Annotated in this window: 14 protein-coding genes and 1 tRNA gene; 3 read left to right on the forward strand and 12 right to left on the reverse strand. The window is 73.6% G+C overall.

Features of this window, described 5'->3' with window-relative positions; translation table 11 throughout:
* Positions 1-44: 44 nt before the first annotated feature.
* A complete protein-coding gene (locus AB0K17_RS03710) occupies positions 45-851 on the forward strand; it encodes a TetR/AcrR family transcriptional regulator (protein ID WP_365981983.1) in 807 nt (268 codons plus the stop codon).
* A gap of 150 nt (positions 852-1,001) precedes the next feature.
* On the opposite strand, the gene AB0K17_RS03715 is transcribed toward AB0K17_RS03710, so the two are convergent.
* Positions 1,002-2,582 (reverse strand): MDR family MFS transporter, encoded by a 1,581-nt coding sequence (locus tag AB0K17_RS03715; RefSeq protein WP_365981984.1) that lies wholly within the window; start codon positions 2,580-2,582, stop codon positions 1,002-1,004.
* 24 nt (positions 2,583-2,606) lie between these two features.
* Positions 2,607-3,074, reverse strand: coding sequence for a MarR family transcriptional regulator (locus AB0K17_RS03720; protein WP_365981985.1), 468 nt, complete (start codon positions 3,072-3,074; stop codon positions 2,607-2,609).
* A gap of 174 nt (positions 3,075-3,248) precedes the next feature.
* Between AB0K17_RS03720 and AB0K17_RS03725 the strand changes: the two genes are divergently transcribed.
* On the forward strand, positions 3,249-3,491 hold the full coding sequence (locus tag AB0K17_RS03725) for a hypothetical protein (protein ID WP_365981986.1): 243 nt from the start codon (positions 3,249-3,251) through the stop codon (positions 3,489-3,491).
* A gap of 195 nt (positions 3,492-3,686) precedes the next feature.
* Here the strand turns inward: AB0K17_RS03725 and AB0K17_RS03730 are convergent, their stop codons facing one another.
* The 5 genes from AB0K17_RS03730 to AB0K17_RS03750 all read right to left on the reverse strand — a co-directional run bounded on the left by AB0K17_RS03730 (position 3,687) and on the right by AB0K17_RS03750 (position 7,066).
* Positions 3,687-4,397 (reverse strand): hypothetical protein, encoded by a 711-nt coding sequence (locus AB0K17_RS03730; protein ID WP_365981987.1) that lies wholly within the window; start codon positions 4,395-4,397, stop codon positions 3,687-3,689.
* A gap of 39 nt (positions 4,398-4,436) precedes the next feature.
* On the reverse strand, positions 4,437-5,282 hold the full coding sequence (locus tag AB0K17_RS03735) for an RNA polymerase sigma factor SigF (RefSeq protein ID WP_365965112.1): 846 nt from the start codon (positions 5,280-5,282) through the stop codon (positions 4,437-4,439).
* A gap of 188 nt (positions 5,283-5,470) precedes the next feature.
* Complete coding sequence (locus tag AB0K17_RS03740; RefSeq protein WP_365982050.1) at positions 5,471-6,298, reverse strand: RNA polymerase sigma factor SigF; 828 nt, start codon at positions 6,296-6,298, stop codon at positions 5,471-5,473.
* 296 nt (positions 6,299-6,594) lie between these two features.
* Positions 6,595-6,888, reverse strand: coding sequence for a Dabb family protein (locus AB0K17_RS03745; protein WP_344433155.1), 294 nt, complete (start codon positions 6,886-6,888; stop codon positions 6,595-6,597).
* A gap of 16 nt (positions 6,889-6,904) precedes the next feature.
* A complete protein-coding gene (locus AB0K17_RS03750; protein ID WP_365965113.1) occupies positions 6,905-7,066 on the reverse strand; it encodes a hypothetical protein in 162 nt (53 codons plus the stop codon).
* Positions 7,067-7,576: 510 nt separating this feature from the next.
* Between AB0K17_RS03750 and AB0K17_RS03755 the strand changes: the two genes are divergently transcribed.
* Positions 7,577-7,948 carry an STAS domain-containing protein gene (locus tag AB0K17_RS03755; protein ID WP_365965114.1) on the forward strand — a complete coding sequence of 124 codons (372 nt, stop codon included), beginning with the start codon at positions 7,577-7,579 and terminating at the stop codon, positions 7,946-7,948.
* Positions 7,949-8,289: 341 nt separating this feature from the next.
* Here the strand turns inward: AB0K17_RS03755 and AB0K17_RS03760 are convergent, their stop codons facing one another.
* The 5 genes from AB0K17_RS03760 to AB0K17_RS03780 all read right to left on the reverse strand — a co-directional run bounded on the left by AB0K17_RS03760 (position 8,290) and on the right by AB0K17_RS03780 (position 13,484).
* Positions 8,290-11,628, reverse strand: coding sequence for a BTAD domain-containing putative transcriptional regulator (locus AB0K17_RS03760; protein WP_365981988.1), 3,339 nt, complete (start codon positions 11,626-11,628; stop codon positions 8,290-8,292).
* Positions 11,629-11,757: 129 nt separating this feature from the next.
* Positions 11,758-11,847: transfer RNA gene (locus AB0K17_RS03765), tRNA-Ser, on the reverse strand.
* Positions 11,848-11,857: 10 nt separating this feature from the next.
* Positions 11,858-12,454, reverse strand: a complete 597-nt coding sequence (gene tadA, locus AB0K17_RS03770; protein WP_365981989.1) for a tRNA adenosine(34) deaminase TadA — start codon at positions 12,452-12,454, stop codon at positions 11,858-11,860.
* Positions 12,455-12,536: 82 nt separating this feature from the next.
* Positions 12,537-13,064: a hypothetical protein gene (locus AB0K17_RS03775; protein WP_365965151.1), complete on the reverse strand. Its 528-nt coding sequence runs from the start codon at positions 13,062-13,064 to the stop codon at positions 12,537-12,539.
* A gap of 198 nt (positions 13,065-13,262) precedes the next feature.
* Positions 13,263-13,484, reverse strand: coding sequence for a hypothetical protein (locus AB0K17_RS03780; RefSeq protein WP_365965152.1), 222 nt, complete (start codon positions 13,482-13,484; stop codon positions 13,263-13,265).
* Between the last annotated feature and the right edge of the window lie 325 nt (positions 13,485-13,809).

The raw sequence follows: 13,809 nt of genomic DNA on the forward strand, positions 1-13,809 counted from the left end.
CCGCCGGGAGCGGGCCGTAGCATTTCGGTACGGGGAGCGTTCCAGTGAAGAGGAAGAGGGCCGGCATGGCGGGCGGCAGCCGCGCGGACGCGGGCAGCATGCGGACCAGCGTGTGGCTGGCCGACAAGCAGGACGGTGCCCCCAAGCGCCGGTCGGGCGGCCAGAGCGGCGAGGGCGCCCTCGACCGGGAGCGGATCGTGGCCGCCACGGTGCGGCTGCTGGACGCCGAGGGCTTCGCGAAGTTCTCCATGCGCCGCCTGGCGGCGGAGCTCGGCGTGACCGCGATGTCGGTCTACTGGTACGTCGACACCAAGGACGACCTGCTCGAGCTCGCGATCGACGAGGTGTGGGGCGAGATCGCCCTGCCCGACCCCGCCGAGGAGACGGCCGACTGGCGCGATCAGCTGCGCGACCTGGTGAGCCAGTACCGCCGCACCCTGGTGGCCCACACCTGGCTGCCGCAGCTGCTCGGCCAGTACCTCAACATCGGGCCGCGCGCCATGACCTTCGCGAACACCTCGCTGGCCGTCATCCGGCGCAGCGGGGTCGCTCCCCACGCGCTGACCGGCGCGATCTCGGCCGTGTTCCAGTTCGCGTACGGCTTCGCCGCCACGCAGGGGCTGTACATGGAGCGCTGCCGGGCGGCGGGGGTCGGCGAGGACGAGTACTACGCCCACGTGATGCAGGTCGTCACGGAGCGGACGGACTTCACCGAGCAGTACCGGGAGGCCGCCGAGCTCGTCGAGGCGCGCGGCGAGCGCACCGTCGCCCAGATGTGGGAGCACGACTTCGGGATGGGCCTGGAGACCGTGATCGCCGGCATCGAGGTCCTGCGCGACCGTGCCCAGTAGGGGCGCGTGACGACGATCCGCCGGACAGGGCCTGGCGGACAACGCGAAGTGCCGGGTACGTCCGTGGCGTACCCGGCACTTCGCATGCCCGGTGCGGTGCGTGCAGGCCGTCCCCTGCCCTTGCGCACGCCCCCGCACCGGGAGTTCTCGTCAGCCGCGCTTGAGCGCGACCTCCTTGATGAACAGCGTCACGATGAACGCGATCAGCGCGCACGGCGCCGCGTAGAGGAACACGTCGCCGATGCCGTGGCCGTACGCGCTCTCCATGACCGTCCGCAGCGGGGCGGGCAGCGCCTTCAGGTCGGGGATGCCGCCGCCGGACGTACCGCCGTGGCCCATGGCCGCCGCGGCCTTCGGGCCGAGCGCGACCAGTCCGTCGCGGACGTAGTCCGGCACCCGGTTGGCGAGCACCGCGCCCAGCACGGAGACGCCCACCGCGCCGCCGAGGGAGCGGAAGAAGGTGACGACGGAGCTGGCGGCGCCGAGGTCCTTGGGCTCGACCTGGTTCTGCGAGGCGAGCACCAGGTTCTGCATCATCATGCCGATGCCCAGACCGGTGAGCGCCATGTAGATCGCCAGGTGCCAGTACGGGGTGTCGTAGCGCATCGTGCCCAGCAGGCCCAGGCCCGCGGTCAGCAGCACACCGCCGCTGAGCAACCATGCCTTCCAGCGACCGGTCTTGGTGATGATCTGACCGGAGACGGTCGAGGAGACGAACAGTCCGCCGATCATCGGGATGGTCAGCACACCGGACATCGTCGGCGACTCACCGCGCGCCAGCTGGAAGTACTGGGAGAAGAAGACGGTGCCGGCGAACATCGCCACGCCCACGAAGAGGCTCGCGAGCGAGGACAGCGCGATCGTCGGGTTGCGGAACAGCCGCAGCGGGATGATCGGCTCCGCGGCGCGCCTCTCGGCCAGCAGGAAGAGCAGCGCGAGCAGCAGCGAGCCGCCGACCATGACGCCGGTCTGCCACGAGATCCAGTCGTAGTCCTTGCCCTTGCCGGCCCGGGTGACCCAGATCAGCAGCAGGGTGACGGAGGCGGTGATGAAGAAGGCGCCCAGCCAGTCGACCTTGACGTCCCGCTTGACCACGGGCAGCTTGAGGGTCTTCTGCAGCACGATCAGCGCGATGATCGCGAAGGGCACGCCGACGTAGAAGCACCAGCGCCAGCCCAGCCAGTCGGTGTCGGTGATGACGCCGCCCAGCAGCGGGCCGCCGACGGTGGCGACGGCGAAGGTCGCGCCGAGGTAGCCGGAGTAACGGCCGCGCTCGCGCGGGGAGATCATCGCGGCCATGACGATCTGCGCCAGGGCGGACAGACCGCCGACGCCGATGCCCTGCACGACGCGGCAGGCGATCAGGGTGCCGGTGTTCTGCGACAGACCGGCCACGACGGAGCCCGCCACGTAGACGACCAGCGCCAGCTGCACCAGCAGCTTCTTGCTGAACAGGTCGGAGAGCTTGCCCCACAGCGGAGTCGAGGCGGTCATCGCCAGCAGGGACGCGGTGACGACCCAGGTGTACGACGACTGGCTGCCGTGCAGGTCGTGGATGATCTCCGGCAGCGCGTTCGAGACGATCGTCGAGGAGAGAATCGCCACGAACATGCCGAGCAGCAGTCCGGAGAGCGCCTCCATTATCTGGCGGTGCGTCATGGGCGCGCCGTCGGCGGTGGGGGAGGTTGCTCCGGTGGCGTCCCGTACACCGGCTGGTGTGGACTTGGCCATGGACTTCCTTTCTCGGTGGGGGTGTCAGACGGGCGTACGGGTGGCGGCCGCGGGCGTACGGGGACGGCAGTCCCCGAAGCTGGTGCGCAGCCGCTTCATCAGGCCGATGAGGTGGCCGACGTCGTCGTCGGACCAGTCCTCCAGAGCGGTGGCCAGCGCCTGTGTGTAGCGCCGGCTCACCTCCTCCAGCAACGCCTCTCCGCTGGGGGTGAGGCTCAGCAGCCGGGACCGCCGGTCGAGGGGGTCCGCCCGCCGGTCGAGCCAGCCGCGCTCGGCGGCGTGGGCGACGTGCCGGCTGGTCACCGACGCGTCGACGGCCATCAGCTCGCCGAGGCGGCTCATGCGCATGTCGCCGTCCTGCTTGAGCAGGGCGAGCATGATCGCGGTGGCCGGGTGGCAGTCCTGGGGCAGGCTCCGGCTCAGGCCGCGCTTGACGGCGCCGATGGCACTGAGTTGGCGGGCCAGCTCTTCGTACTGCTCCTGTGCGGCCATGGGCCTGCTCCTCGGACTTTAGGTTGCTTCAGGCAACTGTAAGAAAGATTGGTTGCTGAAGGCAAACGAAAAGTAGGAAAATCGGGTAAAAGAAACCCCAAGGCTTGCCCGAGTGGCCGTAAAGCGGCAGCCCCGCGGCCCGGCGCCGCCCCGGCTTCGCTAGGGTCCTGGCCCATGGCCAACCCGCAGCATCCCCAAGCCCACCAGGACGGCCCCTACGACCCGGCGGGCAGCACGCAGATGTTCCGCGCCTTCGTCGACGAGGCCGCACCGGCGGCGCCGGGCGCGCCGCGCGCCACGGCGCCCGCGACGCACGGACGCCGCCGCGACGGCGGCGGGGGGCGCGTGGGCGTCCTCCTCGGCGTGATCGTCGCGATCGCCCTCGTGGCGGGCGCGGCCTGGCTGGCGCTGGGTTAGCGGCACGCGGGGTGCGCCCCGTAGGGGCGCGGGGAACTGCGCGATCAGCCGGCGACGGCCTGCAGTCGACGTACTGCCCCGGGGCCCGGGCAATCTGCGGGCGCGTCGTGGCTTGTCGCGCCCACGCGGCGGCAGCCGCAGATCGACACCGCCCCGCGCCCCTTACGGGGCACTGCACGATCCGCCGGACACGGCCTAGCGCCAATCGACGGTCACGTCACGCGTCTCGATCCACATCCCCGGCAGGACGCGCCACGCGTCCACGCACACCGTCCACTTCCCCTCCACCACCTCGCCCGCGGCGAGCGGGGCGGGCAGGGGGCGGGTCGTGGTCACGGTCGTCCAGTCCATCTCGCCCCACAGGCCCAGGACATGCGTCCCCAGGGTGACCGTGCCCTCGGTGATCGGGCCGCCGCCCGTGTTCGTGAAGGTCAGCGCGACCTGCTCGCACCAGCGGTCGTCGGCGGCCTCCCGGCGCGGTGCGCTCACCTGTAGCGCAGGCGGGGAAGCAGGCGGGGAAGGGGAGGGCTGCGGCGCAGCCGTGGGTGTACGGCTGCCGCTGCTCCTCGTGGGGCTCGCGCCCCCGCTCGTGGCGGGAGCCGGAACCGGCCGGTGCGTGGGCGGGACGGAACGGGGAGCCGGTACGGTGCGGCGCACCGTGGGGCTCGGCGTCGGAGCCGGCGTCGGCGTCGCCGTGACGCGCACCGGCGACGGCGATGACGACGGCAGCGGCACGTACCGTACGCCGTCCTGCGGCGGCACGTTGCCGCCGGGGCCGGCGTCCCCTGCGGCGACGTAGCCGTCACGGGCAGCGCTGTCGCAGCCGGTGGCGAGGGCGCCCAGGGCGCCCGCCGTCCCGAGCCAGAGCGCGGCGGCCGAAGCGGAGACGAGCGTCTTCCGTCGCATCGACCCAGTGTCGCTGACGGTACGTCAGCTGTACATGACTCAGTCGGAGATGAGCCCCTCGCGCAGCTGCGCCAGCGTGCGGGTCAGCAGCCGGGAGACGTGCATCTGGGAGATGCCGACCTCCTCGCCGATCTGCGACTGCGTCATGTTGGCGAAGAACCGCAGCATGATGATCTGCCGTTCGCGCGCGGGCAGCTTGGCCAGCAGTGGCTTGAGGGACTCGCGGTACTCCACACCCTCCAGCGCCGTGTCCTCGTAGCCCAGGCGGTCGGCCAGCGAGCCCTCGCCGCCGTCGTCCTCGGGGGAGGGGGAGTCCAGGGAGCTGGCGGTGTAGGCGTTGCCGACGGCGAGGCCGTCGACGACGTCCTCCTCGGAGACGCCGAGGCACACGGCCAGTTCCGGCACGGTGGGGGAGCGGTCGAGCTTCTGTGCGAGCTCGTCGCTGGCCTTGGTGAGGGCGAGCCGGAGCTCCTGCAGGCGGCGCGGCACGCGCACGGACCAGCTGGTGTCGCGGAAGAAGCGTTTGATCTCGCCGACGACCGTGGGCATGGCGAACGTCGGGAATTCGACCCCGCGTTCGCAGTCGAACCGGTCGATCGCCTTGATCAGCCCGATCGTCCCGACCTGGACGATGTCCTCCATGGGCTCGTTGCGGCTGCGGAAACGCGCAGCGGCGTAGCGCACGAGGGGGAGGTTGAGCTCGATGAGGGTGTCACGGACGTACGCCCGCTCGGCGCTGCCGGGCTCCAGGGTGGCCAGCCGCAGGAACAACGAACGGGAGAGGGTGCGGGTGTCGATGGCTTCGCAGTTGTCGAGCACGGTCTGCGGAGCCGCCTGCGGTGCGTCGTTGGCGAGCACCTTCGCGCTGCCCAGGTCTACGGACATGCCACCCCCTTGAGGTCGCGGACGGGTCACAGCGGCGCCCTCGCACGAGGGATTCAGCCTCCACCTGAATACCGGAGGCTGCGCTGTGGCAAACGCAGTTCCTGCAGAATGTCACATGTCGGCAACACGCTGTAGCGCCAAGTCGATATATCTTCCCCATGTCACCGGGGGGCTGTCACCCGTAGGGGTTAGGCATCGATTCGATTTGCGGAGCGCAGACGGGCGAAGCTCCGTGAGAGTAGCCGGGACACATGCATCTGCGACACCCCCAGCTCCGCGCTGATCTGCGACTGCGTCAAATTGCTGTAGTAGCGCAGCAGAAGGATGCGCTGTTCCCGCTCCGGAAGCTGTACGAGCAGGTGGCGCACCAGATCGCGGTGCTCGACCCCCGCCAGCGCGGGGTCCTCGTAGCCGAGCCGGTCGAGCAGGCCGGGCAGGCCGTCGCCCTCCTGCGCGGCCTCCAGGGAGGTGGCGTGGTAGGAGCGGCCGGCCTCGATGCAGGCCAGCACCTCCTCCTCGGCGATGTTGAGCCGTTCGGCGATCTCGGCGGTGGTCGGCGAGCGGCCGTGCAGCACCGTCAGGTCCTCGGTGGCGCCGTTGACCTGCACCCACAGCTCGTGCAGGCGCCGCGGCACGTGCACGGTGCGCACGTTGTCGCGGAAGTAGCGCTTGATCTCACCGACCACGGTGGGCATGGCGAACGTCGGGAACTGCACGCCCCGGTCGGGGTCGAAGCGGTCGATCGCGTTGATCAGCCCGATGGTGCCCACCTGCACCACGTCCTCCATGGGTTCGTTGCGGCTGCGAAAGCGCGCCGCGGCGTACCGCACGAGCGGGAGGTTGGCTTCGATCAGGGCGGCGCGCACGCGGGCGTGCTCCGGCGTGCCGGGCTGGAGCTTCACGAACTCCTTGAAGAGCACCTGCGTCAGGGCGCGCGCGTCGGCGCCGCGGCCCTCGCGGGTACGGCCGGCGGGCGCGGCCGGCTGCGCGGAGTCCTCCCCGCGCTCGTCCGGCACCCCGTCGGCGTGCGGCTGCTCGGCGTCCCTTTCGTCGGTGGGCTCATCGCGCCGGAGGGGGGCTTCGGGCGCTGTACGGGCCGGCACGGTCACCACCCCTTCGCGGTCAAATTCGATCAACTCATCCGGCAAAAGCGGTCATAGCATCACAAGACATGTCCGTAGTGTGCAAGCACCGCATAAAGCCGTGTTGACGTCAAAAACCGCCCCCCACCGAGGCGGTGAGGGGCGGTGAAGAGCGACGGACCGGCGCGCTCCGGTGCGGGGACCGGGCGGGCGCCGCGTACCGGGCCGGGTCAGAACACGTAGTCGGCGATCACCCAGGTCGCGAATTCGCGCCACTGGGCGACGCCCGCCTGGTGGGCCGGGTGGTCCAGGTAGCGCTGCAGCGCGTCGGTGTCCTCGACGGAGCAGTTGATGGCGTAGTCGTAGGCGATCGGCCGGTCGGAGACGTTCCAGCCGCACTCCCAGGAGCGCAGGTCCTCGATGGCCTCGCCCAGTCCCTCGAAGGCGCGCACGCCGGCGACGACACGCGGGTCGTCGCGCTCCACGCCCTCGTCGAGCTTGAACAGCACCAGGTGGCGGATCACAGGCGTCCTCGTCCTCTCAGCTGATCAGCTGGGTCATGAACTCGCCGATGTTCTTGGCGGCGTCCGAAATGCCCTCGAACCCTATCTGCACCAGCTCGGCCGACCGGGCGGGGGAGTGGATGATCGTGTACGCCACGAAGATGCCCAGGCCCCAGAGCACGACCTTCTTCGTCTGCACCGCGCACTGCCTCCCCTGCTGCCGTCCCCTGTGCGGTCGCGTGAGTCTATCCGTGCATCCGTGCGAACGAACGGATGGCCGAAAATTGGCGGCGTGTCGGACCGTCGTGTCGCGTTTCACTCCCTTACGCGGCATTTAAGGACCTTCGGCCCTATGGGCCGGGCCCTTCGCCGGGCTCCGCAACGCGGGCGCAGGCGGAGGATGGAGACCGGTCCGGGGATCTGGCAGGAATCCCCCGGACCTCGGGATACGGCCTCACTGCGGGGCCGGGCCGCGCGAATCCCCCCGACCGCGGCCCGTGCCGGAGACCGTGTCCTCGTCGGGGGAGGCGGCTCGCCCCTTGCGCCGCCTCCCCCGTGCACCAACCGCCGGGAGCCCCGGCTCCGGACCATTTCGCGCACGGGTCCGGAGCCGGGGCTTCCGCGCTTTTCCCGATGCCGCCGGACAGGTGAAATCCGCCCACTCCCGGGGCACCACAAGGGCACACGATGTGCCCGATGAGGGAGGGCGGTGAGGTTCGCCATGGGCGTGCACGAGCTCGCCTTCACCATGCGGGAACGCGTGGTCGGAGGAGCGGTCGTCATGGAACTGGTGGGAGAGATCGACATCCTGGCCGAGCAGGTGCTCGGCCCGCGCATGGAAGCACTCGCGGCACGCTGCCGCGACCTGGTCGTCGACCTGCGCGCAGTGACGTTCCTGGACGCGAGCGGCGTCCGCCTGCTCCTCCGCGTCCGGGCGCGGGCGCTGCGGGGCGGGGGGTGCCTGCGGGTGGTGCGGGGCGGGGCGATGGTCTCGAAGGTGATCCGCATCTCCGGCGCGGAACCGGCGTTCCGCTGGATCGACGACTTCCCGGCCCCGGTCGCCGGCAGCGTGCCGGCGTAGGCCGGCTGCGCGCCCCTGGGGCGTGTCCGGCGGATCATGCAGTGCCCCGTAGGGGCGCGGGACGGTGTCGATCTGCGGCTGCCGCCGTGTGGGCGCGATCGGCCGGCGACGGCCCGCAGTCGACGCGCCGGGGCGAAGCGCAGCACCCCGTCTGCGGGCACGTCGTGGCTTGTCGCGCCCACGCGGCGGCAGCCGCACATCGACTAGGGGTCCCGCGCCCCTGACGGGGCGCCGTGGTGGCGCGTGACGACGATCCGCCGGACAGGGCCCAGGCCGTGCGCGGCGGCGCCGCGTGGGCGCGACGAGCCACGACGCGCCCGCACAGGAAGGAGTCCGCGCCGTCACCCCGCCGCGAACTCCTCCGCCAGCACCGCCGCCACGTCCGCGGCCTCCGCCGCACCCCGCCGCGTCAGCAACTCGTGCGCCTCCCGCAACGCCCCCCACGCAAGCCGCGGCTCGCCCAGAGCAAGTTGCGCCCGCCCGCGCGCCGCCAGCGCCAGCGCACGGATGTGCGCGTCCCCCAGCACCGCTTCCGCCGCCAGCGCCGCGTCCGCGGCCGCGATCGCCTCCCGGTGCCGCAGCTGCGCCAGCCGGCACTGGGCCAGCCGGGCCCGTACGAGGGCCTCCCAGCGCGGGTCGGCCCCCTCCGGGCCGGCCGTCTCCAGCGCCTCGCGCATCCGGTCCGCCGCGGCGGCCGAACGGCCGGCCCGCAGGTGGACGCGGCCCGACTCGGCGAGCACCCGTGCCAGGACGGCCGGCGGCCCGCCGGCCTCCCGCACCAGGGCCGTGGCCCGGTCGACGGCGTGCAGCGCCTCCTCGGTGCGCCCCACCGCCACGTACGCCCCGGCCGCCTCGGCCAGTGCCTCGGCGGCGTCTGCCTGCGCGCCGTCCTCCCGCAGGCGCTCCTCGGCGCGCACCAGCAGGGGCAGTGCCTCCTCGGGGCGGCCCAGCTCCAGCAGGACGAGGGCCAGTTGGCGGCCCGTGAGCAGGGGCGCGAGCGCGTCGCCGGCTGCCTCGCCCCACCGCAGGGCCGCCCGCAGTTCGCGCTCGGCGCGCTCGTAGGTGTCGGCGCCGGGCCGGGGCGCGGCGACGAGCCGCAGCGCACGGGCCGCGCACGCGTCGTCGCCGCCGCGGCGGGCCCGTTCCAGGGCCTGCCGGGCGGGGGCCTGCAGGTCCGCGGCGGGGGTGAGTTCACCCCATACGGTCAGCAGGTCGACGGCGAGGGGCAGCGCGGCGTCGGTGGCCGCGTCCAGCACCTGCCGCACGGTGGCGAGCACCTGCGCCTGCACCTCGTGCACCCACCGGCGCGCGGCCGCGGCCCCCGACAACGGCAGACCGCCGCCAGGAGCGGCCTCGTGCAGCAGGTGACGGGGTACGACGTTGCCGGGCCGCAGGTGCTGCAGGGCGCCGACGGCGGTGGCGAGCTGATGCCCGGCGAGCCGCACCAGGGCGGCCTCGCGCACGACGGGACTGTCACTGCGATCGCTCTCCCGGCGCACGAAGTCCTCGACGAGCGCATGCCGTCGGTACCGCCCGGAGCCCAACGGCTCCAACAGCCCGGAGCCGACGAGCGAGGCGATTACGCACGCGGCGGCCTCGACCGCGTCCTCCTCGTCGGGGGTGCCGGGGGCTTCGGTGGATCCGATGGCCCTGGCTGTCCCGGCACCCCCGGGCACGCCGTGCCGGGGCGCGGCCGGGGTACCGGTGGCCGGAGCCCGGTCCACGGCCGTCCCGGCGCCCGGCGTCCCGGCCACGCCCGTCCCGACGCCCGGCGTTCCGGCGTCCGTCGGCGTACCGGTGGCCGGAGCCCGGCCTACGGCCGTCCCGGCCACGCCCGTCCCGGCGCCCGCCATCCCGGCGGCTGCCGACGCCGCAACAGGACTCCCGGCACCCCCGGGCACCCCAGCCTCCGTCCCCGCCTCCGTCCCCAGCGCCCCCAGCGCCCCCAGCGCCCCCGGCGCCCCCGGCGCCCCCGGCATCCCCGGCGCCCCCGGCGCCTCCGGCGCCTCCGCCGCCGTCCCGAGCAGTGCCGCGGCCGTCGCCGCGTCCGCGTGGTCCGCGTCCGGGACGCACAGCAAGCGCAGGGCCCCTGCCGCCGCCCTGTCCAGGGCCTCGTAGCCGACGCGCAGTGCCGCCTCGACCGCCGTGTCCGCGCACGCGCCGTGGTGCTGCAGGCGGGCCCGTTCCTCGTCGAGGCGTGCGGCCACGTCGGCCAGCGTCCAGGCGGAACGTTCCGCCAGTCGCCCGCCGGCGATGCGTACGGCCAGGGGGAGCGCCTCGCAGGCCGCCACCACGGCGGCCGCGGGGGCGGTCGGGCCCGTCGTGTCGCTGCCGCTCACCGCGGCCAGGAGCCGGAGTGCGTCCTTCTCCTCCAGGGGGCCTACCTCGACCGTCCGCGCCCCGGGCAGCTGCAGGGGCGTCCGGCTCGTGACGAGGACGGCGCAGCCGGTGGCGCCGGGGAGCAGGGGGAGGACCTGCTGTTCGTCGTGGGCGTCGTCGAGCAGGAGCACGGTGCGGCGTTCGGCGAGCAGGGAGCGCAGGAGGGCGGCCCTGCGGTCGGTGCCGTGCGGCAGGGCGGCGTCGGTGATGCCGAGGTCGTGCAGGAGGTGGGCGAGGACGGCGCCCGCGTCCGGCGGCAGTGCGCGCGTGCCGCGCAGGTCGGCCCACAGCGGCCCGTCGGGGTGGCGGGCGCGCAGCGCCCGGGCGACGTGGACGGCGAGTGCGCTCTTCCCGGCCCCGCCGGGTCCGGTGAGGACGACGACGCGGGCGCCGTCGCCGGCGAGGGCGGTGCGGATCGTGGCGGCGAGTTCGTCGCGGCCGGTGAAGCCGGAGGGCGGCTCGGGTGGCAGCCGGTCCGCGCCGTGCCGCGGGGCGGTGGTGGCCGACCGGGCGACCGGGCCCGGTTGCGGTGGGGCGAGGGCCGGGTCGCCGGCCAGGACCTGCTCGTGGAGGCGGACGAGTTCCGATCCGGGCCCGGGGCCGCCGCCTTCGGCGAGCAGCCGCGCGGTCTCGGTGAAGACGGCCAGGGCCTCGGCCTGCCGGCCGGCGCGGTGCAGGGCGAGCATGAGCAGGGCGCGGGTGCGCTCGCGCAGGGGGTGCTCGGTGGCGAGGGCGCGCAGCCCGGTGATGGCGTCGGCGTGCCGGCCGAGGGCGATGGCGCAGTCGTGGAGGTCCTCGCGGGCGCCGGTGTGCAGGGCGCGCAGGCGTTCGCGTTCGCGGTCCACGCCGGGTCCGGGCAGTCCGGTCAGGGCGGTGCCGCTCTCCCACGCGGCCAGGGCGGCGGCCAGGTGTTCGTGGGCCGCGGTGAGGTCGCCGGCGGCGCGGGCGTGCGCGGCGGCGGCCAGGCGCCGGTCGAAGAGTGCCGCGTCGAGGGCGTCGTCGGGGACGTGCAGGGCGTAGCCGGTGCCGGTGGAGACGAGGATCCTGGCGCGGGCCCGGGGCGCCCGTTCGGGTTCGACGACGGCGCGCAGGTGCGTGACGTACTCGCGCAGGGTGTCGGTGGCCCGGTGCGGTGGGTCCTGGCCCCACAGGGCGTCGATCAGCTCGGGGGTGCTCATGGTGCGCCCGCGGCGCAGCAGCAGGAGGGCGAGGGCCGCCCGTTCCTGGGGGGAGCCCAGCTTCAGGGGCTGGCCGTCCCGGTCGGCCCGTACGTGGCCGAGGACGTGGAAGCGCAGGGTCATGAGTCGACCACTTTCGCTGCCCGTGGCGGTGCAAATGATCTGAAATGCACGTACTCGTACATAACCCGACACGCCGTCAGGCAAACGCAGATCACCCCCGGCCCGCTCGCGCGGTCCGGGGGTGATCCTTGGCGGTAGCGGTGGGATTTGAACCCACGGAGGAGTTGCCCCCTCACACGCTTTCGAGGCGTGCTCCTTCGGCCGCTCGGACACGCTACCGAGAGGAAGCTTAGCGGACGGGGTGCCGTCTTCCGAAATCGGTTCCCCGATCGCCTCCGGGATCGCCTCCCGCATCGCCTCCCCGGTCGCCTCCGCGGAAGAAGCGCGTGAGGAGTCCGGCGCACTCCTCGTCGAGCACCCCCGGGATCACTTCGGGGCGGTGGTTGAGGCGGCGGTCGCGGACGACGTCCCACAGGGAGCCGGCCGCGCCGGCCTTCTCGTCGGCCGCGCCGTAGACGACGCGGTCCAGGCGGGAGAGGACGATCGCGCCCGCGCACATCGTGCACGGTTCGAGCGTGACGACCAGCGTGCAGCCGGACAGCCGCCACTCGCCGACGGCGCGGGCGGCCTCGCGGATGGCCAGCACCTCGGCGTGGCCGGTGGGGTCGCCGGTGGCCTCGCGCTCGTTGCGGCCCCGGCCGATCACGGAGCCGTCGGGGCCGAGGACCACCGCGCCGACCGGTACGTCGCCGGTGTCCGGGGCCCGCTCGGCCTCGGCGAGCGCGGCCCGCATGGGGGCGAGCCACGGGTCGCGTACGGGGTCGGGGGCGGGCTTTGGCGCGGTGGGCGCACTCCGGTCGGCACTCCGGTCGGCGGCTTCGTTCATGGCACCAGTGTGGGTGAAGGCGACCCGGTCCCGGCCGGTGGGCCGCCGGGGCGGCGGCCCACCGGCCCGGCGGGCCGGGTCGTCAGCGCACGGCCTCCAGGATCTCGCTGCAGCCCAGGAGGGCGGCGATGTCGTTGAGCGCGTCGCCCTCCATGGCCAGCAGTTCCTTCGCGCCCACTCCGAGGTCGGCCAGGAGCTCGGCGTCGCCCAGCGGCCCGTGGGGGACGACGTCGCCGGCGGCCTCGCCGTCCTCGTCGTCCTCCTCCGGCTCCGGCTCGCCCTCCTCGGTGCCGTCGAGGTCCAGGGCGTCGAGGTCGTCGGAGCCGTCCTCCTCGCGGCCGGTCAGCTCGTCGACGAGCATCGCCCCGTACGAGCTGCGGGCGGCGACGGAGGCGTTGGAGACATAGACGCGCGGGTCGTCCTCACCGTCCACCCGCACGACGGCGAACCAGGTGTCCTCCTGCTCGATGAGGGCGACGACGGTGTCGTCCTCGACCGCTTTCTCCCGGGCGAGGTCGACGAGGTCGGCCAGGGTCTCCACATCGTCGAGTTCTGTGTCGCTCGCTTCCCAACCGTCTTCGGTGCGCGCGAGCAATGCGGCGAAGTACACCGTGACTCTCCCACTGGTCATAGGCGGTGCCGGGCCGGACGGGGAACCACCCCGCCCACTCGGAATCGTGGCAGAAACCGGGGCGTTGCGAGAGGTCTTCCGCGCTGCGTCGTGCAGCAGTCCGAGAGATGTCGCTCACGTGGGGCCCGGGAGGGCGCCGTACGGGCGTGACCTGGGGGCGGCGGGCCGCTGGCGGGCTCACCACCGGAAGGTCCGCATCCGCATCTGCTGGCGCATCCGGGCCGCCCGGGCCCGGCGCGGCTGCACCCGGTCGCGCAGCTCCCTGGCCTCGTTCAGCTCTCGGAGGAACTGCGCCCGGCGCCGCCGGCGGTCCTCGGCGCTCTCCGGGCCGGCGTCCGCCCCGCCGGGGTCGTCCCCGTCCGCGGCGCCCGCCCGGGGCTCTCTCCGTCCCTCCGGCAGGCCGCGCTGCGCCCGGCGCCGCTCGAAGATCTCCTCGCGGCGTGGTTCGCCCGCGCCCTCCCCGCGCGCCGCGCGCCCCGTGCGCGCCCCGCTCTCGCGTCGTTCCCGTCGTTCGCCCGGGCCGCGTCGCGGCCCGGACCCGGGCTCTATGGACTCCCGTTTCTCACGCCCAGCCATGGACAGCACCACCTCGTGCCGAGGTCCTCGCCCGGCGACAGACCGGGCGTACGTGCCCACTTTCCCCCTTGGTGGTGGTTTGATGCCTCCGGGCCGGCAGAGCACCGACGGGGTCCGGGCGGGCGCCCGGGCCGTGAAGCTCGGTTAA

The organism is Streptomyces sp. NPDC049585 (assembly GCF_040675615.1).
Lineage (GTDB): Bacteria > Actinomycetota > Actinomycetes > Streptomycetales > Streptomycetaceae > Streptomyces > Streptomyces luteosporeus.

Bases quoted from the DNA above. Each gene is read 5' to 3' on its own strand.
- AB0K17_RS03715 (WP_365981984.1), bottom strand. From the start codon at position 2,582: ATGGCCAAGTCCACACCAGCCGGTGTACGGGACGCCACCGGAGCAACC.
- AB0K17_RS03720 (WP_365981985.1), bottom strand. From the start codon at position 3,074: ATGGCCGCACAGGAGCAGTACGAAGAGCTGGCCCGCCAACTCAGTGCC.
- AB0K17_RS03725 (WP_365981986.1), top strand. From the start codon at position 3,249: ATGGCCAACCCGCAGCATCCCCAAGCCCACCAGGACGGCCCCTACGAC.
- AB0K17_RS03730 (WP_365981987.1), bottom strand. From the start codon at position 4,397: ATGCGACGGAAGACGCTCGTCTCCGCTTCGGCCGCCGCGCTCTGGCTC.
- AB0K17_RS03735 (WP_365965112.1), bottom strand. From the start codon at position 5,282: ATGTCCGTAGACCTGGGCAGCGCGAAGGTGCTCGCCAACGACGCACCG.
- AB0K17_RS03760 (WP_365981988.1), bottom strand. From the start codon at position 11,628: ATGACCCTGCGCTTCCACGTCCTCGGCCACGTACGGGCCGACCGGGAC.
- tadA (WP_365981989.1), bottom strand. From the start codon at position 12,454: ATGAACGAAGCCGCCGACCGGAGTGCCGACCGGAGTGCGCCCACCGCG.